This is a genomic window from Fusobacterium necrogenes, from assembly GCF_900450765.1.
Classification (GTDB): domain Bacteria; phylum Fusobacteriota; class Fusobacteriia; order Fusobacteriales; family Fusobacteriaceae; genus Fusobacterium_A; species Fusobacterium_A necrogenes.
This window is the reverse complement of sequence record NZ_UGGU01000003.1, coordinates 1,087,518-1,111,419: the sequence shown is the minus strand read 5'-3', so window position 1 is coordinate 1,111,419 and position 23,902 is coordinate 1,087,518. Positions and strand designations below refer to the sequence as shown.

The 23,902-nt window shown below is 29.0% G+C and carries 24 protein-coding genes; 4 read left to right on the top strand and 20 right to left on the bottom strand.

The genetic code is table 11. The annotated features are described in order from the left end of the window. Window positions 1-63 precede the first annotated feature (63 nt). The 11 genes from DYA59_RS05415 to DYA59_RS05365 all read right to left on the bottom strand — a co-directional run bounded on the left by DYA59_RS05415 (window position 64) and on the right by DYA59_RS05365 (window position 9,118). On the bottom strand, window positions 64-951 hold the full coding sequence (locus DYA59_RS05415; protein ID WP_115270130.1) for a lysophospholipid acyltransferase family protein: 888 nt from the start codon (window positions 949-951) through the stop codon (window positions 64-66). Between the two features lie 108 nt (window positions 952-1,059). Further along, a protein-coding gene (prfB, locus tag DYA59_RS05410; RefSeq protein ID WP_177865526.1) for a peptide chain release factor 2 occupies window positions 1,060-2,161 on the bottom strand; the annotation gives its coding sequence in 2 pieces (ribosomal slippage) (window positions 1,060-2,088 and window positions 2,090-2,161; 1,101 coding nt in all). 9 nt (window positions 2,162-2,170) lie between these two features. Beyond that, window positions 2,171-2,626 carry an NADH-quinone oxidoreductase subunit NuoE family protein gene (locus tag DYA59_RS05405; RefSeq protein WP_115270128.1) on the bottom strand — a complete coding sequence of 152 codons (456 nt, stop codon included), beginning with the start codon at window positions 2,624-2,626 and terminating at the stop codon, window positions 2,171-2,173. Beyond that, a complete protein-coding gene (gene acpS / locus DYA59_RS05400) occupies window positions 2,616-2,996 on the bottom strand; it encodes a holo-ACP synthase (protein WP_115270126.1) in 381 nt (126 codons plus the stop codon). Before acpS ends, DYA59_RS05405 begins: the two co-directional genes overlap by 11 nt. A gap of 2 nt (window positions 2,997-2,998) precedes the next feature. Further along, a complete protein-coding gene (locus DYA59_RS05395; protein ID WP_115270124.1) occupies window positions 2,999-3,823 on the bottom strand; it encodes a putative RNA methyltransferase in 825 nt (274 codons plus the stop codon). Window positions 3,824-3,832: 9 nt separating this feature from the next. Continuing rightward, window positions 3,833-4,591, bottom strand: coding sequence for a TatD family hydrolase (locus tag DYA59_RS05390; RefSeq protein WP_115270122.1), 759 nt, complete (start codon window positions 4,589-4,591; stop codon window positions 3,833-3,835). Between the two features lies 1 nt (window position 4,592). Next, window positions 4,593-5,216, bottom strand: a complete 624-nt coding sequence (gene catA / locus DYA59_RS05385) for a type A chloramphenicol O-acetyltransferase (RefSeq protein WP_115270120.1) — start codon at window positions 5,214-5,216, stop codon at window positions 4,593-4,595. A 32-nt stretch (window positions 5,217-5,248) separates the two neighbouring features. Then, on the bottom strand, window positions 5,249-6,133 hold the full coding sequence (gene hslO / locus DYA59_RS05380) for an Hsp33 family molecular chaperone HslO (protein WP_115270118.1): 885 nt from the start codon (window positions 6,131-6,133) through the stop codon (window positions 5,249-5,251). Between the two features lie 18 nt (window positions 6,134-6,151). Then, a complete protein-coding gene (locus DYA59_RS05375; RefSeq protein ID WP_115270116.1) occupies window positions 6,152-6,673 on the bottom strand; it encodes a ComEA family DNA-binding protein in 522 nt (173 codons plus the stop codon). Window positions 6,674-6,683: 10 nt separating this feature from the next. Beyond that, window positions 6,684-8,087 carry a coproporphyrinogen III oxidase gene (locus DYA59_RS05370; RefSeq protein WP_115270114.1) on the bottom strand — a complete coding sequence of 468 codons (1,404 nt, stop codon included), beginning with the start codon at window positions 8,085-8,087 and terminating at the stop codon, window positions 6,684-6,686. Between the two features lie 11 nt (window positions 8,088-8,098). Continuing rightward, window positions 8,099-9,118, bottom strand: a complete 1,020-nt coding sequence (locus tag DYA59_RS05365) for a type IV pilus twitching motility protein PilT (protein WP_115270112.1) — start codon at window positions 9,116-9,118, stop codon at window positions 8,099-8,101. A gap of 129 nt (window positions 9,119-9,247) precedes the next feature. On the opposite strand from DYA59_RS05365, the gene DYA59_RS05360 reads away from it, so the two are divergent. After that, complete coding sequence (locus DYA59_RS05360; protein ID WP_115270110.1) at window positions 9,248-10,057, top strand: Cof-type HAD-IIB family hydrolase; 810 nt, start codon at window positions 9,248-9,250, stop codon at window positions 10,055-10,057. A 368-nt stretch (window positions 10,058-10,425) separates the two neighbouring features. On the opposite strand, the gene DYA59_RS05355 is transcribed toward DYA59_RS05360, so the two are convergent. The 8 genes from DYA59_RS05355 to DYA59_RS05320 form a co-directional block, all read right to left on the bottom strand. After that, window positions 10,426-11,265, bottom strand: a complete 840-nt coding sequence (locus tag DYA59_RS05355) for a sulfite exporter TauE/SafE family protein (protein ID WP_115270108.1) — start codon at window positions 11,263-11,265, stop codon at window positions 10,426-10,428. An 85-nt stretch (window positions 11,266-11,350) separates the two neighbouring features. Then, window positions 11,351-11,656: a cell division protein SepF gene (locus DYA59_RS05350; RefSeq protein WP_115270106.1), complete on the bottom strand. Its 306-nt coding sequence runs from the start codon at window positions 11,654-11,656 to the stop codon at window positions 11,351-11,353. 23 nt (window positions 11,657-11,679) lie between these two features. Further along, entirely contained in the window at window positions 11,680-12,588 is a 909-nt protein-coding gene (locus DYA59_RS05345) for a CsgG/HfaB family protein (protein WP_115270104.1), read from the bottom strand. Window positions 12,589-12,596: 8 nt separating this feature from the next. Then, window positions 12,597-13,541, bottom strand: a complete 945-nt coding sequence (locus DYA59_RS05340) for a DHH family phosphoesterase (protein ID WP_115270102.1) — start codon at window positions 13,539-13,541, stop codon at window positions 12,597-12,599. Then, entirely contained in the window at window positions 13,538-15,496 is a 1,959-nt protein-coding gene (gene hprK, locus DYA59_RS05335) for an HPr(Ser) kinase/phosphatase (RefSeq protein ID WP_115270100.1), read from the bottom strand. The genes DYA59_RS05340 and hprK overlap by 4 nt, the downstream gene beginning before the upstream one ends. After that, entirely contained in the window at window positions 15,493-15,768 is a 276-nt protein-coding gene (locus DYA59_RS05330) for a hypothetical protein (protein ID WP_115270098.1), read from the bottom strand. The genes hprK and DYA59_RS05330 overlap by 4 nt, the downstream gene beginning before the upstream one ends. Continuing rightward, window positions 15,761-16,996: a bifunctional folylpolyglutamate synthase/dihydrofolate synthase gene (locus DYA59_RS05325; RefSeq protein ID WP_115270096.1), complete on the bottom strand. Its 1,236-nt coding sequence runs from the start codon at window positions 16,994-16,996 to the stop codon at window positions 15,761-15,763. Before DYA59_RS05325 ends, DYA59_RS05330 begins: the two co-directional genes overlap by 8 nt. A 9-nt stretch (window positions 16,997-17,005) precedes the next feature. Next, the gene (locus DYA59_RS05320; protein WP_115270094.1) at window positions 17,006-17,701 is read right to left on the bottom strand and encodes a 5'-methylthioadenosine/adenosylhomocysteine nucleosidase; all 696 of its coding nucleotides are present in this window, start codon (window positions 17,699-17,701) and stop codon (window positions 17,006-17,008) included. A 353-nt stretch (window positions 17,702-18,054) separates the two neighbouring features. Between DYA59_RS05320 and gltX the strand changes: the two genes are divergently transcribed. Beyond that, the gene (gene gltX / locus DYA59_RS05315; RefSeq protein ID WP_115270092.1) at window positions 18,055-19,569 is read left to right on the top strand and encodes a glutamate--tRNA ligase; all 1,515 of its coding nucleotides are present in this window, start codon (window positions 18,055-18,057) and stop codon (window positions 19,567-19,569) included. A gap of 372 nt (window positions 19,570-19,941) precedes the next feature. On the opposite strand, the gene DYA59_RS05310 is transcribed toward gltX, so the two are convergent. Beyond that, window positions 19,942-21,078 carry a cyclically-permuted mutarotase family protein gene (locus DYA59_RS05310; protein ID WP_115270090.1) on the bottom strand — a complete coding sequence of 379 codons (1,137 nt, stop codon included), beginning with the start codon at window positions 21,076-21,078 and terminating at the stop codon, window positions 19,942-19,944. A 259-nt stretch (window positions 21,079-21,337) separates the two neighbouring features. Between DYA59_RS05310 and DYA59_RS05305 the strand changes: the two genes are divergently transcribed. Then, window positions 21,338-22,180: a hypothetical protein gene (locus tag DYA59_RS05305; RefSeq protein ID WP_115270088.1), complete on the top strand. Its 843-nt coding sequence runs from the start codon at window positions 21,338-21,340 to the stop codon at window positions 22,178-22,180. 323 nt (window positions 22,181-22,503) lie between these two features. Further along, a complete protein-coding gene (gene fomA / locus DYA59_RS05300; protein WP_115271498.1) occupies window positions 22,504-23,574 on the top strand; it encodes a major outer membrane protein FomA in 1,071 nt (356 codons plus the stop codon). Window positions 23,575-23,902 lie beyond the last annotated feature (328 nt).

Sequence of the window (23,902 nt, the reverse complement as noted above, 5' to 3'; positions counted from 1 at the left end):
AAATAAAAAAAGGTGTCAATGATTTCTCATCAACACCAAGATTTTTTATGATAAAATTAAATTCTATTTTCTTTTCTTATATAATTTGCTGTATAGACTCCATCTGTCATGAAACCACATCCATTGTTCAGGATATTTTCTTATCACTTCTTCCATCTCTGTAATAAGACGTTGTGTATTATTTATCACATCTTCTTTGAAATTTTCAGTTTTAATGAGAGTAAAGTCTCTTACAACAGAAACACAACTGTTATCAGGTCTGAAGTAATTATAACCCCAAATTAAAGGTATATCAAATTTTAAAGCTAAAGATACAGCACCAGTAGGAGCTTTTGCTTCCATTCCAAAAAAATTTATCATAGCACCTTTATCTCTATGATCACTAAAAAGAGCAAAAATCTCTTTGTTATTTAGACGTTTGATTAGCTCTTTACTTGTAGATTTGTTCTTAGAGAAAACAGTAAGATTTAGATCGTTTTTTCTACTTTCATTTATAAATTTATTGAGATATGGATTTCTTTGTTCTTTTGCAACAGTAACAACACTATAACCTTCGGCAGCTTTAATAATGGCCTCCATATTTCCCATATGCATTAGAGCTGCAATTACTCCCTTATTTTGACTGTAAGCTTTATCTAGGATCTCCCTATTTTCTATAGTAACTTTATTAGGATCTTTTAAATATTGATTGAACCAAAGTGTACAAAGAAAAGCTTTTATCATTATTTTGAAAGATTCTATAGCTATTTGCTCAATCTCTTTTATATTTTTTTCAGGAAAAGCCATTTTAAGGTTAGTAGTAGCAATAAGTCTTCTTTTTTTTACAAGTTTATACATGGCAATTCCCAAAAAATCTCCAAATTTGAATCTAAGTTTTTCTGGCAGTAAAAGTATTAACTTATAGAAGAACATAATAATAATAAACTGTAATTTGTAAGAAAAATTTTTCATTATTAACTCCCCGAATAAAATTTAATATTATTATAACATGGAAAATAAAAAAATAATATTCATGATTTTAAAATAAAATTTTTTTAATATTAGTTTTTAATACTAATCTTATCTATTTTTATTCCATCTTAAATATCCATTAATAAAAATATCAATATCTCCATCCATCACAGCTTTAATATTTCCAGAATCACAATTTGTTCTGTGATCTTTTACTAATGTATAAGGTTGAAATACATATGAACGTATTTGATTTCCCCACCCTATATCACTTTGCTCTCCTTGCAGTTTTTTAAGTTTTTCCTCTTTCTTTTTCATCTCTAATTCTATTAGCTTAGATTTTAAAAGTTTCATAGCAGTTTCTCTATTACTTAGTTGAGATCTTTCTCTTTGACAAGTTACTACTATTCCTGTTGGAAAATGTGTAATTCTAACAGCTGAGTCAGTCATATTTACGTGTTGTCCACCTGCTCCACTAGCTCTATATGTATCTATTCTAATATCTGATGGATCGATATTTACTTCAATACTATCATCTACTTCTGGTACTACCTCAACAGAAGCAAAAGAAGTGTGTCTTTTCTTATTAGCATCAAAAGGAGATATTCTTACAAGTCTATGTACTCCTTTTTCACTCTTTAGATATCCAAAGGCATTTATTCCTTCTACCATAAAAGTTATCGATTTTATACCCACACTATCTCCAGGCATAAAATCCATCTCACTAATTTTATACTTTTTATCACTACACCATCTTGAATACATTCTATATAGCATATCAGCCCAGTCACAAGCCTCTGTACCACCAGCTCCAGAATGTATAGTAACTATTGCATTATTTGAATCATAATCTCCATCTAATAGAAGTCTAGTATCAAAATGCTCTACATCTTTTCCTAAGATAAGATGTTTCTCTTCTAGTTCCTCTTGGAAATCAGTTTCTCCATGTTCTACAAACTCTATTAGTACCTCTTCATTTTCAAGCTCTGCCACTAAGTTTTTAAACTCAGTTACTAGTTCTTTTTCTGCGTTCATCTCTTTTATTATAGCTGAACTTGTTCTCTTATCGTTCCAGAAGTTATCTTCCATAGTTTTTTTCTCAAGTTCTGCTATTTTATTTTCTCTTTTTGCTAAGTCAAAGAGACCCCCTAATATTTTCTATCTTTTTTTTGTATTCAAAAAATTCTCTTTTTATATCTAGTATATCCAAAATACCCTCCTATAATCCTAATATTTTCTTTATATTTTTTAAATTGACCAAACTGTATATCTCTCCATCTATGGAGATATTTGGTGCTTTTTTACATCTCCCAAGACATCTTTTTGTTAAAAGTATGATTTTTCTATTTTTAGAAATTCCATTACTATCTACTTCTAACATTTCCATAAGTTCTTTATATATCTTATGTCCATTCATCTGTCCACAAATCATTCCAGTACAGATAATAACTTCTTTTAAATCACTTACTTTGTTTCGAAATTTAGGGTAAAAATTTATAGTATTTTCAATACTAATTTCTAAAATCCCTGTTTTATTCGCTATAAATTTTTGTACCTCTTTTGGGATAGAGTCAAGTTTTTCTACTACAAAATTAAGTATTTTTACATCATCTTTTTTATCTGGAAGATTTTCAATAAACTCTTCTAACTCTTTATAAAACTCCTTACTTATCATTTTTCTCCTTTTCTAAAATTAATGCTACAGCTGTAGCATATTCTTTTGAGTGAGAAATAGAAAGTTCTATTTTTTTATTTTTCATCTTTTCCTTCAATTCATTTTTAAAAACTACTAATGGTTTTCCAAATTTGTCATTTAGTATCTCTATATCTATAAGATTAAATCCTCTTACTCCTGTTCCCATAGCTTTTGATATAGCTTCTTTAGCTGAAAATCTTCCAGCATAGCTAGCTACTTTAACAGCTCCTTTTTTTTCTAAAAGTTCTATTTCATTTTCAGTATAAACTCTTTTTTTAAAGCTTTCATTTTTTATAGCTTTTTCTATTCTAGCTATTTCGACAATATCATTTCCTATTCCTCGTATCATTTTTATTCCTTTTCAAATATATCTATATTTACATCAATAGTAATCTCTAAACTATCTAAAGAAAATAATTTCTCTATTCCATCTTTTGGACTTTTCCATTTATATGGTGTCATATCAAAAAGATTTCTTATACTCTCATTTTCAGCAATAAAAGATTTTCCTGTACAGTTGATAGTTTTACAATGTTTAAATATTTTTAAATCTTTAACTGGAGAGTAGAACTCAGTTCTCACATTTTCATAGACCACCTCTTTTAATTCTATTAGATGTTTTTCTCCAGTAGAAACTACTATCAACTTTCCACTATTTTTTAAAACTCTCATCTTCTCTTCTGGAACAATTTTAGCAAACATACATATTACAAAGTCCATGCTCTCATTAGCTAATGGAATATTCATAGCACTAGCCACTAACCAATCTATATTTTTATATGTTTTAGCTGCACTTATAATAGCTTCCTTAGAGATATCTATCCCTATTATATTACTCTCTACTCCTAGATTTTCTAAAAATTTTTTAATGTTCCCTGTATAATATCCTTCACCACAACCAATATCTAAAATATTCACACTTTTTTTATCTCCTAGATTTTCAAGGATAAGAGAGTTTACTCTATCAGATATTATTTTATAGTAATCCTTTTCTAAAAATCTCTTTCTACTAAGTATCATCTCCTTATCATCCCCAGGAGTCTTGCTGTGTTTCTGATTAGAAAGTAATAAATTTAGATAACCTTGTTTTCCCATATCAAAAGAATGATTATTTTTACATCCATAAGTTTTTTCATTTCTAATTAAATCTTTTTTACAAACAGGACAAATTATCATTTTTTCCCCTTATACCATTTTATAAGCTTTTTTAGTATTTTCATTAGTAGCTTTAGCTACCTCTTCTACAGAAATTCCCTTTATCTGTGCAATTTTTTCAGCTACATATTGAACATACATAGGCTCATTTCTCTTTCCTCTATGAGGAGTAGGAGCCATATATGGACAATCAGTTTCTAATATCAATTTATCTAGTGAAATATTTTCTACAACTTTAACTAAAGTTTTAGCATTTTTAAAAGTAAGTACTCCACCTATTCCAAGATAATATCTATCTATTACCTCTTTAGCAGATTCTACCGAACCGGGATAACAGTGGAATATTCCTCCCACATCTGGAAACTCTTTTAAAATAGTTAAAGTATCTTCCATAGCATCTCTAGAGTGTATTACAACAGGTTTTCCTACACGTCTAGCTAATTCCATCTGTCTTCTAAAAAACTTTTGTTGTACCTCTTTAGGTTGAGTCATCCAGTGATAATCTAGTCCTATCTCTCCTATTGCTAGAACTTTTTTATCACGAGCCAACTCTTCTAACTCTTTTTCTACCTCATCAGAATACCCCTCTATATCAATAGGATGTACTCCAACTACTGCATAGATAAAATCATGTTCATTAGCATATTTTACACTTCTTCTACTACTCTCTATATCATATCCAATATTTACAGCAAACTCTAAATTCTTTTTTATTCTCTCTAAAACCTCTGCTCTATCCTCATCAAATTGTTCATTGTCTAAGTGAGCATGTGAATCTATCAACTTCATACTACTCTCCTAATGATTTTCTTAAACTATCTAAAAATCTACAAAGATGAAATCCATCACAAACAGAATGATGTACCTGTATAGCTATTGGCATTAAATATTTTTCTCCATCTCTATAATATTTTCCAAGAGTAAAAATTGGAAGTAAATATCCATACCCTTTTTGTAGATTGAGATTAAATCCTTCAAAACTTTCCCAAGGTATCATTGAAATAGGAAAACTATTTATAGGAGTATTTGGTTTCCCTTCCATCTCCAAATTTTTCCCATACTTTTCAATATCCTCTCTATAATTTTTACAAAACATCTCATAATCTTCAGAGTATTCAGTCCAAATATTTGAAAAAGTTTCACTCTCTTTATGAAAAACTGTATAGCAAGGCAACATCTCATCAAAATATCCCACTCTTCCTTCGCTATCTAATGCGATTCTAAACTCTTCGTACCTATTTACTATTTTTGTTATATGGTAAAGCATTGTTGGATATATCTTTTTTTGCTCTGTCACTATCTTAGTAACATCTAATTTAGTTGTCATACTATAAGTACAAGGAATATCATCTAAATAATGTTTATAGTGAGATTTTCTCTTCCAATTCTCTACATCTATATAGTTAAATTTCATCCTTTTTCTCTCCAATAAATAATATTAAATAATTATTTTAAAATTTCAGCAAAATCTTCCTCTTTAAATTTATATTTTTTTCCACAGAAGTGGCACTCTGCTTCTAACTCTTTCTCTTTGCTAAATATATCCTTTAATTGTTCTTTTCCTAAAGTTATAAGTCCTCTATAAAATTTATCACTTGAGCAATTACAGCTATATTTTACATCTTTTTCTTCTAATATTTCATATGGTTCTACTAATTTTTCATAAGTTTCATCGCTCATATCCTCATATAAAAGCTTTGCTATTCTCTTTATATCCATTCCACCAGCCATAAGTTCTGTCATAGGTCTAATAGCTTCTATTTTTTGCTCTAAAGCTGTTATAAACTCATCTTCTACTCCTGGAAGAAGTTGTATCATATATCCACCAGCATATTCTACTGTATTTTCATCTTTTAACTTTACTCCCAATGCTATTACAGTTGGAGTTTGCTCAGAGTTATAAAAATAATAAGCTAAATCTTGAGCTATCTCTCCAGAATTCATCTCTGATAATCCTACATATGGTTCTTTTAATCCCATATCTTTGATCACTTTAAGGATACCTTTTCCAACTAATCCTCCTACATCTGATTTCCCATTATCTTTTAAAGGTACATCAGCACTTGGATTTGATAGATACCCTTTTACTCCATTAGTATCAGCAGTTACTACCATATTATTTAACAATCCATTTGTATCTGTTCTAAGAGTTAGTACATCATTTCCTTTTAGTGTACTTCCCATTATTACTCCAGCTGTAAGCAATCTTCCAAAGGCGTCAATAGCTGTTGGGCTACATTTATGAATATCTTGTGCTTTTTGAACTATATCTGTTGTATCTACAACAAAAAATCTAGCATTTTTGCTGACTCCTCGTATTAGTTTTCCCATTTTTGTATCACTCTCTTTCTAAAATTTATCATATCTAACAATTGATTTATATTTTCTATAATTTTTTTCACTTAATACTTTCATTAAGTCTAAATTACTATTAATTCTAGAATTTTTATTTAGATATTTTCTAATATTTTTTATCTCTTTTTTATCAAAGCCATAGTATCCTAAAAGTACATCATTAGCTTCATTTATATATAGAGGTTTTTTTTCTATCTTGCTCTTTATCATAAGTTTTTTTCTTAGTTTATCAAAGGTAGCTTGTCCTATTCCTTTTATTCTTTTTAATTCATTGAGATTTTTAAATCCCCCTGTCTGTTCTCTATACTCTACAATGAGTCCTGCTAACCTTGTTGTTACTCCAAAGTTAGACATCTCCTCTTTAGAGGCAGTATTTATATCTAAGTACTTACTATTTTCGTCTAAAACATTATCACTCATTATTATATCAAAACTCTCATTATTTTCAAAAGAATTTCCACAAGCTATTCCAAAATTTAAAAAAATGGCAAATAAAATATTTAAAAATTTTTTCATAGAGCTCCCCTTATTTTTTTAACTTTAAAAATAAATTTTTTTTAGCTTCCATTCTTTCACGCATCTCTTTAATATATAAAGCGGGATCTTTAGGATTAACATATCTTTCGATATAATCTCTATACTCATTTTCAGGTATTACAATTTTAGTGATAGCTCCACCACCTAATCCCATAGTAGGTTGATTTTCCTCTATCATCTCTATGTTAAAAACTGATTCACAACCAAGTTTTGAATAGCCAATATTTTCTCCCCACTCCATAATATTTTTTTGTCTATATAAATAATAAGGATGGATATTTTTTTTCTTTACAAGTTTTTTTATAGCAGCTGTAATGAGTTTTCCGTTCAACTCCACTCTTTCTTGATTCTCCTTAAATAAATTAGAAGCTCTCTTAAAAGCTAGAGTGTGTATAGTTAAGTTTTCTATATCAAACTTTTCTAACTCATTTAATGTAGCTAGTACATCTTCTGTAGTTTCATCAGGAAGTCCTACAATAATATCCATATTTACAATAAATCCCAATTTTTTAGCTTTTATAAAATATTTTTCAAAATTCTCTCTATCAAACTTTCTATTTACCTTTCTAAGAGTTTCTTCTTTAAAGGTTTGAGGATTTAAACTTATTCTATCTACACCATATTTTTTTGCTATTTCTAATTTTTTATCAGTTAGAGTATCTTCTCTACCAGCCTCAAATGTAAATTCTCTTACATCACTCATATCTATATACTCAACTACAGAGTTCAAGATATTTTCTAAATCTTTTTCAGTAAGTATACTTGGTGTCCCTCCTCCAATATATATGGAAGAGACTTTAAAATTTTCATTTTTTAAAAATTCTCCAGTAATTTTTATCTCTTCTAATAGAGTCTTTACGAAATCTTTATAGTATTTTCCTACTCCGCCTCCTATTTCATATGAAGCAAAAGAGCAATATTTACACTTTGTTGGACAAAAGGGGATTCCTATGTAAAGGTTGATATGCTTTCTGTCTAAGAATTCTAACTCTTTTTTTACTACTTTGATAAGCAAATCTACCTTTTCCTTGCTTACTAATAGAAATTCCTGCATGATCTTATATATATCATTGTATGAATAACCTAGAGATAAAAATCTTCTTACAACCTTAGTCGGCCTTACTCCCATAAGACCTCCCCAGGAATAGTTTTTATTATAAAATTTCAGTAGCAATATTTTAACCATTGTTATCTCTTGATCCTCAAATTTTCCATTTTGATTTGGATAGCTAAAAGATTCAAGTTTTTCATCTATCTGCAATTTAATTACTATATTTTCAGCTTTATTTTCTACTATGATATTCAAATTTTTATCTAAAGCTTCTGGTACCATAACTCTTGCAAACTCTTCTATGCTTCTATGATTTATTTGAAAATTTGAATTTATTATCACATTCTCCTCCATTATTTTAAATTATCTCTATATTCCTGTTCTGAAATTATTCCCTTAGAATATAGCTCTTCCAAATAGTTTCTCATTAAAACCATTCCTATTTTTTTGTTACTTTCTATTACACTATCTATTTGATTAAGTTTGTTACTTAGAATTAGATTTGAAACTGCAGGTATAGATATGAGAACTTCATAAGCTCCTCTTCTTTTTCCATCTTTTGTAGTCAAGAGCTTTTGACTTATTACTCCTTTTAGTGTAGAAGCTAGCTGAACTCTTATTTCATTTTGTTCTTCAGCTGGGAAAACATCAGTTATTCTGCATATACTTTCACTTGCACTATTGGTATGCAAAGTAGCAAGGACCAAATGTCCTGTTTCACTTGCTGTAAGAGCAGCTGAGATACTCTCTCTATCTCTTAGTTCTCCTACCATTATTACATCTGGATCTTGTCTTAGTACACTTTTTAATCCTTGAGCAAAAGAATGGGTATCTTTTCCTATTTCTCTTTGCCTTATAAGTGATTTCTTACTTTTAAAAAGATATTCAATAGGATCCTCCAATGTTATAATATTGAGAGTTTTAGTGTTATTTAATTCTTCTATCATAGAAGCTAAGGTTGTACTTTTACCACTCCCACTAGGACCTGTTATTAGTATGAGTCCTTTTTTATATTTAATTAATTGTTTTAATACTTCAGGTAGGCCTAATTCTTCCATTGTTTTACTCATATCTTCTATAAGTCTAATAGATACTGCTATATTTGTCCTTTCCCAGTGGAAATTTCCCCTGTATCTAAAGCCCTTCGTATCTTCAAAACTACAATCTAATTCTCTTTCTTGATAAAAGATATTTCTTTCTCTTTCAGTTAGGATTAAATCTACTATAAGAGATAAAAATCTTTTACATACAATTTCATTTCCTATTTTAAGAAGTTTTCCATTTACTCTAAAGGTCGGTAATTCCCCATATACTAAGTGTATATCTGATGCTCTTTGTTCCCTAGCTGTTGCTAAAAGTTCTTCAAATAACATATTACCCCTCCACTTTATTTAGTTAGTTTTGTAGACTTTACTCTATATTATACCATTTATTCTTCGTTCTTCAAATAGAAAAAAAATTATTAATATGATATAATTGAAAGAAAAATTTGAGGTGATATTTTGTCTTATAAAATTATTTTTACAGATTTAGATGATACTCTTTTAAATTCTGAGAAAAAAATATCTCATATAGACAAAGAGGCTATATTAAAGGCTCAAGAAGTAGGAGTGAAATTTGTATTAGCTTCTGGCAGACCTACTTTTGCAATGTATGATTTGGCTAAAGAGTTAGAGCTTGAAAAGTATGAAAGCTTTATTTTGTCATTTAATGGGTCGATAATCACAGAGTGTAGAAATGGAAAAAATATTTTTGAAGCTAGTCTTACAAAAGATGATCTACACCTAATTTATGATTTTGCAAAAGAAAATAATTGTCACATTCTTACATATTTAGATAATGAGATTGTTTCTGAAACTGAAAGTGAGTATATAGATGTAGAGGTAAACTTAACAAAGATGCCACATAAAGTTGTTAAAAGTTTTAAAGAAACTGTTGATAGACCAGCTGTAAAATGTATGCTTCTAGAAGAACCGAGTTATTTAAAAGAGGTAAAGAAAAGATTAAAAGAAAAGTATGGAGATAAATATAGTATAGCTATTTCTAAACCTTTTTTCTTGGAGATTACAAAGCTTGGAGTGGATAAAGGAGTTGCACTAAAGAACTTAGTAGAAACTCTTGGTATGAAAATAGAAGAGAGTATAGCTGTGGGGGATTCATATAATGACTTACCTATGTTAAAAGCTGCTGGACTAGCTGCTTGTGTTGAAAATGCCAATGAGGATATCAAAAAAGTTTGCTCTTTCATATCTAAATCCAATGATGAGGGTGGAATGGCTTATTTAATTGAAAAACTGATTTTTGATAAATAAAAATTTATCTTATTAAAATAACTTAAGAATTTACAACAGTCCCTTTTATTTTTTTACCAATTCACTAATTTAAAGAGTGTAACTTATGGATTTGCGAAAATATACTTACTTAAATTTAATAATGAACTTATAGTTGCATAATCAATATTTCAATTTTTATAAAAGTTAGCTGAAAAAATAAAAGAGGAAAACTTCAAGAGTTGTGGAAATTACGGAAAGAAATTAGATTAACTTAGCGAAATTGGATACTAAAAAACGCAACTGTTTGAACGAAGTGAGTTTTGCGTTTTTAATCCAACAAGCTCTAGTTAATCAATTTCTTGTAGTCTGAAGCAACTCTTAGTTTTCCTCACTATTTAGATAAATTTTTATTTTACCCAAAGAATAGTTAAGAAAAACTCTTTTATCAATCCACCCACATCTATTCCAAAGATAGATTCAGCTATCATTTTTACTAAGACTATTGAAGTTACAATTAAAAACATTGGTTTTATAAATTTAGTTCCCTTTGTAACAGCTGTCTTAGCTCCCAATGTAGCTCCAAATATCATAATTATTCCTATTGGAACGGAATAAAAAAAATTTACCTTTCCAAGAAAAATGAACAAAAACATACTAGCTAAATTACTTGTAAGATTTAAAATTTTAGCATTTCCACTAGCATTAGTAAAATCTAACTTAAAAATTTTAATAAGAGCAAAAATTAGGAATGATCCAGTACCAGGACCAAAAAAACCGTCATAAAATCCCATCACAGCTCCCATAGTTCGGCCAGCGTTTATATTGCTATCATTGAGTCCAATAAAATCGTTTTCTTCTCCCATTTTTTTATTTATCATTGTGTAAATAAGAACGACTAATAATAATACTATTGCTATTGGATAGAGATATTTAGAATCTATTAAAACGACAGTTTTTACTCCTAATAAGGCACCAATGAAAGAGAACGGAATTATTTTTTTTGACAACTCCCAGTTTACTTTTCCAGAGGTTGCAAATTTTAAGGAGCTAGCTATTGTTCCTATACTAGAAGAGATTTTATTAGTTCCTAGAGCAACATGGGCTGGAATTCCAGAAGCTAGATAAGCAGGAACAGTAATAAGACCTCCTCCACCTGCTACTGCATCTATAAAAGCAGCTATAAAACAGGCTATTCCTAAAAATATAAAAGTTCCTAAATCAACATTACTTAAAAATTCTTGTAACATATTTCCTCCAAATAAGTTTATTTATCTTTCTCTAACGAAAAGTGAGGCCATTGCAAGTTTTTACTTACAACAGCCCATTGCCTTACTATTTTTTATATATAGGAATAATCTCTTCCACTTCATCATAACTCTCTTGTATCATTTTATATTCAAATAGATGACTTTTATTTTTAGGAATTGTACAGAAAATGCTTTCACCTGGATTTACTATTTCCCCTTCTTTTATGTATACAGCTCCTGAGATATAATCTAAAATTCTTTGAGATTCTTTAGCATCGAGCTCCATAAGATTTATATGAACTATCTTATCTTTTTTTATATATTCTATACATTTTTTACATTCTTCATATTTTTTAGGTTTTACAAATACAATATCAAAATCTTTTTCCATATTCTTCTCCTTTATATTTTATATTATTTCATTTTTACTATAGCTGGTAATGAAAAATCTCCGCCATTATATATTAGTGATGCAGCATCATTTCCTATGTATGAATCAACTGTAGCTGTTCCTACAAGACTTTCTTCATAACCTAAAACTTCCCCTCTATACTCAATTGCTTTTCCTTGCTTGTAAACATTTACTTGAGTCCCTAACTGAAGATTATTGTTCAAACCAGAGTTAATAATTATCTTATTCCTATCTTTTTGAATTACAGCAGCAGTCCAAGGTATAGAATCAAGTTTTTTCACTATTTTTTCAACTCCTTGAATTACGGCAGCTCTAAAAGCCTCTTTTTCTAAACTTCCATAAGAACCATATGTTCCAGCTCCTAATACAGTTTCAAATTTTACACTAGCACTTCCCTCTCCAGTTTCTGTCCAAACTTTTCCATTTAGTACATCTATAACCTTTAGTTCAATAACAGCTTCAGCTCTTTGCTCTTTGCTTTTAGAAAATAATGACTTACTTCCAGTAGTGTTTAAGTCATATTTAGTTACACTACCTACAACAACAAAATCAGTATCTAAAAACTTTTGTTTAGATAGTATTGATTTTTCTCCAAGTGAGTTAGAAAAAGCTAGTTCTTCCATCACAGAATCTAAATCTTCCCTTTCTAATACATTAAATCTTCCAGAGTTAGAAAATTCTGAAATAAGTATGTCTTTAGTTATACTATCAGTTCTTTGAGTCCCAAATCTAGAATAATTTTTTACTTTACCAATTATAACTCTTCTTTTTGGAGCTAAACTACCCTTATAGGTATTATACTCTCTTAGACTAGAGATATTATCCTCTTTTTTTATTGTACTTCTTATCTCAGTGTTACTACATCCTACCAGCAGTAAAGCTGTAAAAAAAATTCCAATATATTTTTTCATACTATCACCTACAATTTTTTTAATATTATATCTACTATCTCATCAGCTGAGAGCTCAGTTGTGAAGCCAGCTGCTTTACGATGTCCACCACCATTAAAAAGTGAAGCTATTGCATTTACATCTATATTGTGTTTACTTCTTAGACTTCCTTTTATTACTCCAAGTTTATCTTCTCTCAAAAAAAGTGAAACTTCAGCATCTTTAAAAGATATTAACTTTTCTACAATCCCCTCTGTATCCTCTTTTCTACCATTGTATTTATCTAGCTCAGCCCTAGACATGAAATAGTAAACCAATTTTTTATCTGGTTCATATTTCATATCAAACATAGCCTTTCCTAGTAATTTCACAGCTGCCATAGTTCTTGTGTTAAAGAATTCTCTGACAATCTTTGAATTATCAACCCCTAAAGCTTTTAACTCTGTAGCCATTTCAAAGGTTTTAGCTGTAACATTATTGTGAGAAAAATTTCCAGTATCATTTATAAGCCCTGTGTATAAAGCTTCTGCCATATTTACATCCAACTCTATATCACAAAATTTCAAAAATTTATACACTAACTCACTAGTAGAAGATATTTCTTCCACATGGTTTAAATCTCCGTATGATGGATTACTTATATGATGATCTATATTTATTACAAATCTATTTTCTAGTAGTTTTTGGGCTTTTCCAAGTCTTTCATTAGTAGCAGAGTCTACACATATTGCTAGATCAAAATCATACTTTTCATCTGGATTATATATCTCTGCAATGTTGCTCTCTTTTAAAAAAGATACATTATCTGGGTATTTATCTTGTAAAATAAATCTTACTTTTTTTCCTAATTTTTTAAGCCCTAATGTAAGTGCTAATCCAGAGCCAATAGCATCACCATCTGGGCTTACATGAGAGGTTATAACTATATTCTCTCTATTTAATATTTCCTCTTTTATCTGTGAAAAAGTATTCAAATTTCCTCCTCTATTCTTAAAACTTTTCTTTCTTCTTTAGTCATTCTTTTAATTCCTTCTTTATAAAGTTTTTCTGGATCATGTCCTAATCTACTAGCCATAAGATTCATAACAGCTATCTCAACCATTGCAGCAGCATTTCTTCCAGATGATATATAAAGAGTCATCTTAGAAATTTTATTTCCAAGTATCTCTGTATTACTATTTTGATAATCTACAGCTGTAAGGTAATCATTTTCACTCTCTTGTTCTTTTAATTCTATTACTGTATCTAATTTTTTACTTATTCTTACAGCTCCTAGACCATATAAAGTTTTTATATCGATTATTCCCAAACCTCTTATTTCCATAAAATATGGTAAATTAGCTGCAGTTCCAAGTATATCACCAGCAGTGTCCTTTACAAATTTAACTAAGTCATCAGCTACAAGTCTATGACCTCTATGGATTAGTTCCAAAGCTGTTTCACTTTTTCCAACTCCACTTTTACCTGTAAGTAGGACACCAAAACCATAAAGCTCAAGAAAGACTCCATGTACTGAAATGCTAGGAGTAAAGTATGTCTCTAGATAGCCATTGAAGTTAGCTATTACTTGTGAAGCTTTTTTAGATGAAGTTTTACAAAGTATCATACCTCTTTCTTTTACTAACTTATAAAAATAATCTGGAATATCTACATCAGCTGTTAGGACTAAAACTGGTAATTTAAATTGAAGATAATTTTTTAAATTTTTTATTCTAGTTTCCTCTGATAATGTGCTTAAGTATTTAAATTCAGCTCTAGAAAAGATCTGGACTCCGTTATAAGCTACATCTTCATAATTATCTACATATCCAGCTAAGGCAAGAGATGGTCTGTGTATACTAGTTGTTTCTATTAGAGTGTCATCTAGCTTGTCTTCTCCTAGTAAAACTTTTAGATTGAACTTATTTTTTAATTGTCTAACTGTAAGTACTTTTCCATTATTCATACTCTTATCTCCTTGCTTTTTTCCATTAGCTGTTATAAGCTTTTGGGATTCCTTCATGAAATACTCAGCAGAGTTTACTCCCATCATCTTTAATCTATAATTCAAAGCAGCGGTTTCAATGATAATTGCTAGATTTCTTCCCTTTCTTACAGGAATAGTAAGCTTAGGAATTTTCCCACCTAAAAATTCTTCATAGACCTCATCTAAACCTAATCTATCATAAAACTTTTTCTCGTTCCATTCTTCTAAAACGATTAAAAAATCTACTCTTTTCATTTTTCTTGTAGCTTTTATTCCAAATAAAGTAGTTACATCTATTTTACTTCCATCTTTTTTGTTATCTAGAAAAAAGTGGCTATCTATTATGTTTTTATCTATTCTATTATAACCTTCTAAATCATTTTCAGCTATTCTTTTTATCACAAGATGGTTATCAGTAATCAATCTATGACCTCTTTCTAAAAGTTCAATAGTAACACCTAATTTAGCATCTTCATATCCAGTTATGAGAACACCTATTCCCATAACCTCTAAAAAAACATAGCCATCTATCATCTTTTCCTCACCTAATCTTTTAGAAAGGAAAAATTTTGCTTCTCTTATGGTAGCTGAAGTTCTCATATGACTTTTTAATAGAGTTTTATTATTTTTTTTTGCACTTTCAACCATTTCTGGGAATATTATACTCTCATTAGTAGCTATGAGAGCTGGAAAATTATGGCGAAAATATTTATCAAATATTTTTTTTCTTTTTTCCTTAGAGAAAGTTGAAAGAAATCTAGCTTCTTTTCTACCATATATATGTATGTAATTATTTAATTCCTCATCAACTTCAAAGAAACCTATTAGTTCATAACCTATTTGATAGATACTAGGTATCTTAATTTGATAATTTAAGTTGCCCTCATTTATTAGATCTAAATTAAGATACTCTTTAAGATCTTGAATAGTTACTGTTTTACTAGTTTCATCTAAGCCATTCATTTTTCTTCTCCTCCTTCCTCAAGGAGTTTTTTCTCTTTTGCTTCTCTTAATTTTAATTTTTCAAACTCTTTTTTATACTCTGTATCTTTATAAAAATCCTCTTTTCTAAGTAAAAAAGATCTTTTTATTTCATCTGTTTTTTCCTTTTTTATTCCATCTCTTATTTTTTTTTGGTAGGAATACTTCAAATATAAATCATATTCGTAGTAAGTAAATATACTTAATGCGACAAGGTAAAATAAATATTTTATAACATCAGTTTTTTTAATCATCTATTTCCTCTTTAAATTTACTTAAGGTATAAAAAGAACCACAAACTATAATAACTTTTTTATTATAACTCTTAGCTAGAATATAGGCTTTTTTTATGTTATTTTCTACAACACAACCTCTTTTATCATCTAAGTATTTTATAATTTCCTCACCTTTAGTTCCTCTTGGATTATCTTCTAATGAAGTAAATATAATGTTATCAGCTACATCTCTTAGAAGAGCTAGCATAGATTTTATATCTTTATCCTTAAGAATAGAAGTTATTACAACTATCTCATCATTTTTGTATCCTTGTTTTAGAGTTTTACAAAGCTCACTCATTCCAGCTTCGTTATGAGCCCCATCTAATATTGTCATAGGGCTTTGAGAGTATCTTTCGAATCTACATTGCCATATGACGTTTTGACAGGCTTTTTTTATGAATTTTTTATCTATCCCTAATTGTAGAGCAACCTCATAGGCTGTCAAAAAATTTTTAAATTGGTAATCTCCAAAAAGTGAGAAATGATAAATTTCATTTTCAATTCTAATTTCTGTTATAAATTTTTTAAAATCTAGTTTTAGTGAAGCAGCTTTATATTTATCCAAAACATTTATGATTTTAGCATTCTCTTCAGATATAGCTTTTAAAAACTCTAAATTATTATCAGCTATAATGACTTTTTTACACTCTTTAATAATGCCAGCTTTTTCTTTAGCTATCTTATAGATACTATCTCCTAGGTATTCAGTATGATCTAAGCTCACATTAGTAATTACACAGATCTCAGCTGGAGATATATTAGTAGCATCAAATCTTCCACCCATACCTGTTTCTAATATTACATATTCTAATCCTAAATCAGCAAAATATTTAAACATCATAGCTGTTGTTACTTCAAAAAATGTTGGTTTAATTTCAGTTTTAGCTATAATATTTTTAACGAGTTGATAGTATCTAACTATTTCTTCATCACTTATATCTTTTGCATTGGCTCTTATTCTTTCATTGAATTTTAAAATATGTGGAGATGTATATTTTCCTACTTTATATCCAGCTTCTAGTAAAATACTCTCTAATGTAGTAGATGTTGAGCCCTTACCATTTGTTCCAGCTATATGTATGACTTTATAACTTTTTTGAGGTTGCCCTAGCTCTTTACATAGAGTTTTTATATTTTCAAGTCCTAGTTTTATACCGTGCATAGAGTAAGAGTACAACTCATCTAATAGTTTATCTATTTCCATCATACTCTCCTATATTTTTTCTAAAATTTTCTCTATTATAGTTTTGGAATTTTTTGCTGCTAATTTAACGAACTCTGGATAATCTACTTTAGCATCATCATCTGCTTTATCTGATATAGCTCTTATTATTAAAAAAGGTAATTCAAAAAGATAACATACATGTGCTACTGCTGCTCCTTCCATTTCAGTACAGTAGGCATTAAATGTTTCTTTTAACCATTTTATTTTTTCAGGAGAGGCCACAAATTGATCTCCACTTACTATTCTTCCTATCCAAACTTTTTCAGCTCCAAAAACTTCAGTAGCTACTTCAACAGCTATTCTTTTAAGAGCTTCATCAGCTTTAAATTGATACTCTGACATTCTTGGAATTTTTCCTAATTCATAACCAAAAGCTGTACAGTCAAAATCATGTTCTACTAAATCACTTCCTATAACTATATCACCTATATTTATTTTTGGATTTACTCCACCTGCTACTCCAGTAAAAAAAAGTTTATCTACATTAAAATGAGTTTTCATAAGTGTAGCACAGATAGCTGCGTTTACTTTTCCTATTCCACTCTCTACAAGAACGACTTTTTTATCTTTTAGTTCCCCTTTAAAAAAAATAAGATCTCCTAATTTTTCCTCTACTATACTTGTCATTATAGTTTTTAACTCTATAACTTCTTCATTCATAGCTCCAATTATTCCTATCAACATAAAATTATTTCACCTCTAATTAAAATTTATCTACTTATCTTATTGAAAAATTATATCATATACTTTCCTACTAAGCAATTTTAAATAGAGTTTTATCTAATTATGTATGTAAAGTAATGAAAAGTATGAAGAAGCTCTCAGAAGTATTATACCATAAAGCAATAGATTCTGTTAAAAAATTATAAAGATTGTGTAATTTAAAAAAGATTTTTAATAATATAAAATGGAAGTGCACTAATTCTTGATAAATTGTTTTATAATGTTTTTAAAAAATTGAAATAATTCTTTAAAAAAAATAAAAATTGTGTTAAAATTTAGAGAAAACTATTTATTTTTATATAGGAGAGGTAATCATGGAAAAAAAAGTAAGAACTAGAATAGCTCCGTCACCTACAGGAGATCCTCATGTAGGAACTGCTTATATAGCACTATTCAATTTAGCATTTGCAAATTCTAATGGAGGAGATTTTATCTTAAGAATAGAGGATACTGACCAAAATAGATATACTGAAGGATCAGAACAGATGATATTTGATGCACTTCATTGGTTAGGATTAGATTATGCAGAAGGTCCAGATGTAGGTGGAGAGTATGGGCCATATAGACAATCAGAGAGATTTCATCTATATGGAGATTATGCTAAAAAACTTGTAGAACAAGGAGGGGCTTATTATTGTTTTTGTACTCAAGATAGGCTTGATAAATTAAGAGAGAGACAAAAGGCTATGGGAAAGGCTCCAGGATATGATGGACACTGTCGTTCATTGACTTCAGAGGAGATTCAAGCTAAATTAGATGCAGGAGAGCCATATGTAATAAGACTTAAGATGCCTTATGAAGGAGATACTATTATCCATGATAGATTAAGAGGGGATATTGTATTTGAAAATAATAAAATAGATGACCAAGTTTTATTAAAAGCTGATGGCTTTCCTACTTATCACTTAGCAAACGTTGTAGATGATCACTTGATGGGAATAACTCATGTCATAAGAGCTGAAGAGTGGATAGCATCTACACCAAAACATATTCAATTATATAAAGCTTTTGGGTGGGAACAACCTGAATTCATTCACATGCCATTACTTAGAAATGCTGATAGAACAAAAATTTCTAAAAGAAAAAATCCTGTTTCTTTAAACTGGTATAAAGAAGAGGGATATTTAAAAGAGGGAATTATAAATTTTTTAGGTCTTATGGGATACTCATTTGGAGAGAATAAAGAGATATTCTCATTACAAGAGTTTATTGATAATTTTAATATAGATAAAGTTTCTCTTGGTGGCCCTGTATTTGACCTTGTGAAGCTTGGTTGGGTAAATAATCAACATATGAGAATGAAAGATATAGACGAGTTGACAAAATTAGCAATACCTTTTTTCAAAGAGTTAGGTTATGTGAAAGATGAGGTATCAGAAAAAGAATACAAGGCTCTTGTTAAAATAGTAGAAATTTTAAGAGAATCTGCTCAAACATTAAAAGAGATAGCTAAGGAGTCTACAGTTTATTTTGAGGATACATTTGAGCTTCCAGTAGTAACTGAAGATATGAATAAAAAAGAAAGAAAAAGTGTAGAAAAGCTTAATGAGTCTATACTTGATCCTGTTGGAAAAGAGTCAATCAAATTATTTATAAAAAAACTTGAGGCTTGGGAAAAAGATGAGTTTACTATAGAAGAAGCTAAAGATATCCTACATTCAACTTTAGAAGAAATAGGAGAAGGACCTGCTAAAGTTTATATGCCACTTAGAGCTGTAATTACAGGACAGGCTAGAGGTGCTGATTTATACAATGTTTTATTCATAATTGGAAAAACAAGAACATTAAATAGAATGAAGACTATGATAAAAAAATATAATGTGTTATAAAATAAAGATGCTGTTGAAAAATCCTAATTTCAACAGCTATTTTTATGTTTTAAAAAAATAAAAAAAATTTAAACTTTTTTGAAACTAATAAAGTCTAAATAATATAAAAATAATAATTTTTTCATAAATTTTCCTTATGAAATATATCTTCTCCAGCTATATAAGCTCAGGAGAAGAGTGCTAATAATATTAACATAAAATTTCTCCCCCCCTAGAGATAGAGTCTATTACTTAGTTATTGATTCTATCTCTATTTTTATTAGAAAGTATTAAAAAATCAATAAATTATAAAAGGAAGAGGTTGTTATAAACTTACTATAACAATCCCTTCCTTATATTATTAAAGAAATTTTTAAAATAAAATTTAATAAATTATTTAGCTATAATTGTTCCAGTGAATATTTTATTAGTTCTAACTCCAGGTTTAATTTCACCATTTATAGAAAATACTTTGTTTCCAAGAAGAACAAGACCTTCTCCACAAGGAGCATCAAATGGAACTTCGCCAATAGATTTCCAAGTGTTAGTCTCAGCATTATATATTAATACCTTTTTGTTCCAACCAAACTCATAAGGATCAGCTCCGAAATAACTAGCTTTATAGCTAGCTAATTCTTCTCCCATTAAATTTCCCAAATAGTAATTAGCATCATTCCAAAGTTCTTTATTAAATCCACCAATTACCATCATTTCATTTTCATTTAGTTTAACAGAGTTAGCACCTAAAACAGATACTTCCTTACCATCTATAATAATAGGAGCAACCTCTGTCCAAGTGTCAGTCTCAAAATTGTATCTATATCCATCTACAAAAGCCTTAGAATTTCCTCCACCAAATACATAAAGCTCTCCATTTAGTAATTGAGAAACAGATTGAGTTCTAGTTTCTCCAGGAACTGGAGCCAATTCTTTTACCTCTTTAGTTGTTAAGTCATAAGAGTAAAATTTATTAGAAGCCTGTCCAGCTTGTTTTCCAGTATGTATATACAATTTGCCATCTTTTTCAACAGCTCCACCATTTTGGAATGTAAAAGGTAAATCTCCTATTTTTTGAGCATCAAGTTTTCCATCTTTCATTGTTAAAAACCAAATATCATTATCATTTTCAGCAGTAGCAGCTCCACCTATATAGTATATTCCATCATCAGTAGTTACAGATGCTCCATATCCTATTTCATGTGGGAAGTTATTATGTTCTACAACTGTAAGTTCACCATTTTTTTCACTTAATACATAGATATCAGAATATAGAAACTTTGGTCCTCCTTCAAGAACAGATTTTACTGGAAAGTTTGCTCCTCCACCGACAATAATATATTTTCCACCAATAGAACCATAAAGAACTCCTGCAGTTCCAATATTTTTTTCATATCCTTTTTGAGCAGGTAATTCTCCTGATACTTCCCAAGTAATTTTTTTATCTACATTAGGGTTATTAACAATACTCGCAGATGAGCATCCTGCTAAAATCAAAGATGATAAAATAGCAGCAAATAAAACTTTTTTCATAATAGTATCCTCCAGATAAAATTGAAATTATGTACTCGTGAACACAAAATAATTTAATATTATCATATAACATTTAATTTCATAAGTCAACAATATTTTTGAAAAAAGTACAATTATAAAAAAATAAAAAATGATAAAAACAAAAAAGTACTTGATTTTTTAAAAAAAATAGTTTATGATGGACTTGTGAAGAAAAGATGATGGGAGACATAAAATCTTCATAAAAGATATTTCAGAGGAAATTTGGGAGGATAAAATTATGAAAAAAATAGCATTATTACTAGCAGCAATGGGAATTGTTTCAATAGGGGCTGCAGCAGAAGGACTAAAAGTAACAAATTTTGGTCAAACAATTGAGATAGAAAATACTTCAGGAAAAACTCAAGGAGATATCGGAGATACTTGGTTATTTAATAATTTAGGTATGACTTATGGAGATTGGACTTTTACTATAATTGGTGGAAAAATGTGGACACTTGACTCAAAGGATGGAGTACAAAATACAAATTCAAGATTAGAGATGTCAGCAGTAAAAAATTATGATAGCTATTATTTAGGAGCTAAAACAAGATTTCAACAAGATTATGATAGATATCATTTATTAGTTGGATGGAATTATGGAAATGTCTATGGTGATTATGATGTTTGGTATGAATCTTTACAAGGAAGAGGAACAGATGCCTTCAGATATGAAATATTCCCAATTGGAGTAAAATTTGGAGATTACAAAATTGCTTGGTATGTTGAAGGAATAGAAACTACTGGAACTTTAAAAAATGATCAAGTAGAAAATTATATATCTAATCAATTGAGATTCTACGCTCCAATATATACAGGAGAAAAAATTTCTTTTACTACTGAATATAGACTATCATTAAATGAAGATATTGATTATAAAACAAGAACTCCACATAAAGAGTTTAAAGATTTTAGAAGACATAGATTATATTTGAGAAGTAATTATGCTGTAAGTGAAAGTTTATCACTTTTCCTTAATTATGGATATCAAGTATCACACTATGAAGCTGTAGGTGGAGAAGCTGATACTAAATCAGAAAAATATTGGGGAGATGTTGAGCTTGGATGGAGCTATAAGTTTTAATTAAAAGTTTAGTATAGGAGTTGCCTAAATAATTTTAGGTTGACTCCTATTTTGATTTCAAAACGAGAAATAAAATTATAGTATTGAATAAAATTTTTAAAAAAAGTAAAAAATAAAATAAAATCTGAAAAAATACTTTGAAATCAGGAAATTGAAGGCTTTCTTGCTGGTATGGTTAAAAAAAATAAGTGCCTGATGAGTAACAAAATAAAAAAAGTATTTACAAATGGAAGAAAATAAGGTATAGTTATATCAGTGGGAAAATGCCAGTTATATTTTTATATATCTGGTTTGAGAAAATTTATGAAAAAGGAGAGGTAATTATGAAAAAATTAGCACTTTTATTAGGTTCTTTATTAGTTGTAACTGCAGCTGCTTCAGCTAAAGAAGTTGTGCCAGCTCCAGTAGTTGTAGAGGAGGCTCCAGTTCAAATAGTAGAGAAAGAAGTAATTGTATACAGAGATAAGGAAGAAGGATTCAGACCTAACGGGTCAATAGATTTACAATACAGATACTATGACAAAACTGAAGACAAAAATAATTATTGGAACAAAAATGATAAGTCTTCAAGAACTCAATTAACAACAAAAATTAATATGAGTGAAAATCAAGCTTTTGAAGCAAGAATTAGAGATTATAACTCTTTAGATGATAAAAATCTTGTAGATGGAACTGAAACAAGATTAAGATATTGGTACAATCATGGACCAGTAGGAGGAACTAAAATTAACTTAAATTCAAGAGTACATTATCAAAATACTCCTGGAAGTCAAGATGTAGAGTATTCAGCTAGATTTGATTTTGCTGATTATTTATTCAATAATGATTATGTAAAAACTAATATATTTGAAATAGCTCCAAAAGTTGGATATGTATGGGCTGATACAAATAATTCAGATTATGCTAATCTTGTAGGATTAGATGTAGCATCAATCTTCACATTACCAGCAGGATTCTCAGCTGAGTTTAACTTATATTTAACTCAAAACTTCTATGGAAAGAGAGCTGAAAAATTAGATAACTTAAATCCTACTAGAAGTCACAAAGATAACTTTGATGCATATGTAGAGTTCTATTTATATAATACTACTAACCTTTATACAAATGGAAACTTTGGAATTGATTTCGTATTTGAAGGTGGAGTAGATGGATACAAATGGTCTCAACAAAAAATCTTAACTCAAGGAAATGGAATAGATCCAGTAAGCAGCAGCAGCACATATTCACTATATGCTTATCCAGCTATAAGAGCTAGCTATAAAGCAACAGAATTTGTAAATGTTTACGCTTTAGCTGGTGCTGAATATAGAAACTATATGATAACTGGTTCTAACTCTGCTCAAGATTGGAGATGGCAACCAACTGCTACTGTAGGATTCACAACTACATTCTAATTTTATCCTAGTTAGAAATATTTAATAAGTTTAAGTACCTGTTTTATACAGGTACTTTTTTTATTTTTACAATTTGTAGTTAGGAAGTATAAATTTATTGTTAGAATATATTTATTCAAACTTGATATAAATATTAGGTTAGAAGAAATAAAATTACAGGAATATTTTAGGACTAGAATTATAATTTCGACAATATTTTTCATAATTTTTATAAAAAAATAAAAATTACATCATAAAGTTTAATTTAAGAATATAGGCATTATTCCTAATATATATATTGTTTTTGAGAGATAGAAATAAAATTTTTTAAAAAAAATCTGAAATAGGA

What these genes read in the sequence shown, in the direction of transcription:
- DYA59_RS05415 (WP_115270130.1), bottom strand. Translation starts at nt 951, where the DNA reads ATGAAAAATTTTTCTTACAAATTACAGTTTATTATTATTATGTTCTTC.
- DYA59_RS05405 (WP_115270128.1), bottom strand. Translation starts at nt 2,626, where the DNA reads ATGATAAGTAAGGAGTTTTATAAAGAGTTAGAAGAGTTTATTGAAAAT.
- acpS (WP_115270126.1), bottom strand. Translation starts at nt 2,996, where the DNA reads ATGATACGAGGAATAGGAAATGATATTGTCGAAATAGCTAGAATAGAA.
- DYA59_RS05350 (WP_115270106.1), bottom strand. Translation starts at nt 11,656, where the DNA reads ATGGAAAAAGATTTTGATATTGTATTTGTAAAACCTAAAAAATATGAA.
- DYA59_RS05330 (WP_115270098.1), bottom strand. Translation starts at nt 15,768, where the DNA reads ATGATTAAAAAAACTGATGTTATAAAATATTTATTTTACCTTGTCGCA.
- hslO (WP_115270118.1), bottom strand. Translation starts at nt 6,133, where the DNA reads ATGGGAAAACTAATACGAGGAGTCAGCAAAAATGCTAGATTTTTTGTT.
- hprK (WP_115270100.1), bottom strand. Translation starts at nt 15,496, where the DNA reads ATGAATGGCTTAGATGAAACTAGTAAAACAGTAACTATTCAAGATCTT.
- fomA (WP_115271498.1), top strand. Translation starts at nt 22,504, where the DNA reads ATGAAAAAATTAGCACTTTTATTAGGTTCTTTATTAGTTGTAACTGCA.
- DYA59_RS05365 (WP_115270112.1), bottom strand. Translation starts at nt 9,118, where the DNA reads ATGTTATTTGAAGAACTTTTAGCAACAGCTAGGGAACAAAGAGCATCA.
- DYA59_RS05375 (WP_115270116.1), bottom strand. Translation starts at nt 6,673, where the DNA reads ATGAAAAAATTTTTAAATATTTTATTTGCCATTTTTTTAAATTTTGGA.
- DYA59_RS05310 (WP_115270090.1), bottom strand. Translation starts at nt 21,078, where the DNA reads ATGAAAAAAGTTTTATTTGCTGCTATTTTATCATCTTTGATTTTAGCA.
- catA (WP_115270120.1), bottom strand. Translation starts at nt 5,216, where the DNA reads ATGAAATTTAACTATATAGATGTAGAGAATTGGAAGAGAAAATCTCAC.
- DYA59_RS05345 (WP_115270104.1), bottom strand. Translation starts at nt 12,588, where the DNA reads ATGAAAAAATATATTGGAATTTTTTTTACAGCTTTACTGCTGGTAGGA.
- DYA59_RS05355 (WP_115270108.1), bottom strand. Translation starts at nt 11,265, where the DNA reads ATGTTACAAGAATTTTTAAGTAATGTTGATTTAGGAACTTTTATATTT.
- DYA59_RS05305 (WP_115270088.1), top strand. Translation starts at nt 21,338, where the DNA reads ATGAAAAAAATAGCATTATTACTAGCAGCAATGGGAATTGTTTCAATA.
- DYA59_RS05395 (WP_115270124.1), bottom strand. Translation starts at nt 3,823, where the DNA reads ATGATAATTTGTCCTGTTTGTAAAAAAGATTTAATTAGAAATGAAAAA.
- DYA59_RS05390 (WP_115270122.1), bottom strand. Translation starts at nt 4,591, where the DNA reads ATGAAGTTGATAGATTCACATGCTCACTTAGACAATGAACAATTTGAT.
- DYA59_RS05320 (WP_115270094.1), bottom strand. Translation starts at nt 17,701, where the DNA reads ATGTTGATAGGAATAATTGGAGCTATGAATGAAGAAGTTATAGAGTTA.
- gltX (WP_115270092.1), top strand. Translation starts at nt 18,055, where the DNA reads ATGGAAAAAAAAGTAAGAACTAGAATAGCTCCGTCACCTACAGGAGAT.
- DYA59_RS05325 (WP_115270096.1), bottom strand. Translation starts at nt 16,996, where the DNA reads ATGGAAATAGATAAACTATTAGATGAGTTGTACTCTTACTCTATGCAC.